Below are 2,903 nucleotides of genomic sequence, written 5' to 3'. Positions count from 1 at the left end.
TTGTAAAAATAGCGACAAGATATGTAATTATTGCTGTAGAGAGGTTTTTTCATTTGGAAAAAGTGTTGTTTAAAATAATTTTATGAGAACATGTTATGAAAAAGATCAAATCTGCCGAATACTGTGGCTATTGTATTGATACATAGCTATTAGAAACCCTGAGAATCTCAAGTTAATGAAATATCACTTCATGGAAGTTACACTTACTAGCATCAATTCGTTGATTACTCGTCGGATGATTTATTTTTTACGACGACATCGATGCCGGCTGTGCCTTTTTATCTCCGGCGCTTTATCGCTGCTTTTTTTCAGTCACGTTGCTTCGGCTGCTGAGCTTAGCAAAGCCGCTGAACTTAGCAAAATGTTTAAGCCCTATTTCAATTACACCGTTACTGCTGACGACAATATGATGCGCATACGCGACAATCTTGACCCGACGAATATTACGGATGAGCGTATCCGACGTCTGATTTCCGAAGGTAAGCTCGCTGACGTTACTAATCGCATGACCGGCGGAATCATGTTTGAGAAAGAAATCAGTCGGCAACGATTTACCGCCGATTTCAATTGGACTTACACGAAATTTGATAGATTCAGTTCGATGGATAACGATGTGAAAGGCACCAATGGTAAATGGAACTGGTTCTTAGGCAACCGGCTGGAAGGCAATATGGGAGCAACCTATGTACAATCACTGATGCCCTTCATATTTCAGCCGGGCCTTAAAATCATACGTACCGAACAAACACAGTTCTTCAACGGTGCGTGGCACTTTCATCCAAGCTGGCGTTTAGTTGGCGAATATACTCGCTATAGCCTTGATACGGGAAACAGTCCCAGAGCGGATAATCTGAATCGCGTTGAAAACCGCTTCGAGGGCGGCATTGATTACCTGACTCCGAGTAAAAATACTTTAGGCGTACTTTTTCGCGACATACTGGGAGATTTTACCAATCCTGTTCGAAATGCTGATGGCACGCTTTTTTTAGACGCAAACGGCTCACTCGCCAGCAACGGCTACGATCAGAAAGAAGTATTGGCTAAAGTCAATTGGGCAGTATCCGAAAAATCCCAGTTTCAAGGTACTGCAGGCTGGATAGACCGCCACAATAACAGCTTCCAGCAACGTGATTTCAGTGGATTCAACGGTCGCGCCACCTATCATTGGCAACCTACTGCCAAACTTGGATTCACCATCAACGGCTGGCGTCTGACTTCATCCATGAATAATCTCACCGCTAACTTTAGCCAGAATACCGGTGTAAGCATTGTTCCTTCCTGGAACATCACCCAGAAAATAAGACTGGAGGGAGATTTCTCTTATGAAACACGTAACTTTGATCGCTTTACAATTATTACCGACCCACAAATAGCACGATTAATAAGCAGGAAGAATACATTCCGTAATGCCGCTTTAAAGCTCAACTATAATCCTTATCCTGGGTTACAACTCAGTACTTCGATTTATCATTCCGATTTCAGTACGGATGCTGAGTCAGGCGGATTTAATGCCAATGGCGTCACCGCTAATCTACAATATATTTACGGACAACGATGACCACAAACGATTTACCTATCGTCGCCTTCTTCAAGCATTTGCTGGATCCTTTCATCATATGGAGCATGTTGATACTGACAACGTGGCTATATGATGAAGATTTTACTAGTTACTATCTCATCTTAGTCATTATCACCTTTTTCATTTCCTCATACATCTACGAGCGCACTTTCATTTATCGCAATTGGCGCAAAGGCCGATTGTTGGCGCATATGCGCGATACCATGATAGGCTGGTTGATCATTGTGGCCATTCTGCTATTTCTAGGGTACGCCACAAAATTTCATGATCAATTTTCCAAACAGGTGCTGTTGACTTGGTTTATTGTCACGCCATTGATATTGATTGCAAGCCATATCATCGCACGCAGTATCATCACCAGCTTGTATACAAAAGGTCATTCGCGCCCAACCATCGTGATCGGTGCCAACGAAACCAGCTTGGAATTCATTCAACATACTGAAGAGATTCCATTTCTGCTCATCAATTACCGTGGTTTTTTCGATGAGCGTGATAATGCTAGAGTCTCCAGTGTCGTCGGCAATAGCTTCGGAGCCCATTTAGGGGGGCTAGCGGATGTCATTCCCTACATTCACAAACATAATATTGAATTGGTGTTCATCAGCTTACCCATGTCCTCACAACCACGCATTCAGAAGCTCATGGATGAGCTGCCGGACACCACCGCTTCCATCTATTTTCTGCCGGATATTTACATTTTCGACTTGATGCAAGCCCGGTTTGAGTACATTGGCGATGCTCCGGTCGTGGCCATGAATGAATCGCCATTCATCGGTGTTGACGGTGTCGTCAAAAATATCAGCGATTTTGTGATTGCCTTGCTGGTACTGATCTTACTGTCGCCACTCATGCTGGGCATTGCTTTAGCGGTAAAATTCACCTCGCCAGGTCCGATCATCTTCAAACAGCGCCGCTACGGCCTGAACGGCGAAGAAATTATTGTATACAAGTTCCGCTCTATGACTGTCGTTGAAGATGGCGCAAACATTGTGCAGGCAAAAAAAGATGATCAGCGCTTCACTAAAATTGGTGGCTTTCTACGCCGCACATCACTCGATGAACTACCGCAATTCATCAACGTACTGCAAGGACGCATGAGCATCGTCGGCCCGCGTCCACATGCCGTGGCTCACAATGAGCTCTACCGCAAATTAATCAAAGGCTACATGTTGCGCCACAAAGCAAAACCAGGCATCACCGGCTGGGCCCAAGTCAATGGATGGCGCGGAGAAACCGAAGCACTGGAAAAAATGAAAGGGCGCATCGAACACGATCTGTATTACCTCAAAAACTGGTCCATCTGGCTAGACCTCTGGATCATCCT

2 protein-coding genes are annotated in these 2,903 nt (G+C 44.5%); both read left to right on the top strand.

The features are described 5' to 3' along the window. Positions 1-175 precede the first annotated feature (175 nt). The gene (gene epsL, locus C8R34_RS16040; protein ID WP_110342290.1) at positions 176-1,558 is read left to right on the top strand and encodes an XrtB/PEP-CTERM-associated polysaccharide biosynthesis outer membrane protein EpsL; all 1,383 of its coding nucleotides are present in this window, start codon (positions 176-178) and stop codon (positions 1,556-1,558) included. Continuing rightward, on the top strand, positions 1,555-2,903 hold a 1,349-nt coding region (locus C8R34_RS16035; RefSeq protein WP_110342288.1), incomplete at its 3' end, for an undecaprenyl-phosphate glucose phosphotransferase. The genes epsL and C8R34_RS16035, both read left to right, overlap by 4 nt.

This window comes from Nitrosomonas sp. Nm84 (assembly GCF_003201565.1).
In the GTDB taxonomy this organism is placed as follows: domain Bacteria; phylum Pseudomonadota; class Gammaproteobacteria; order Burkholderiales; family Nitrosomonadaceae; genus Nitrosomonas.
Note: the sequence above shows the minus strand (reverse complement) of the source record. Positions and strands in the feature narration are given on the sequence as shown.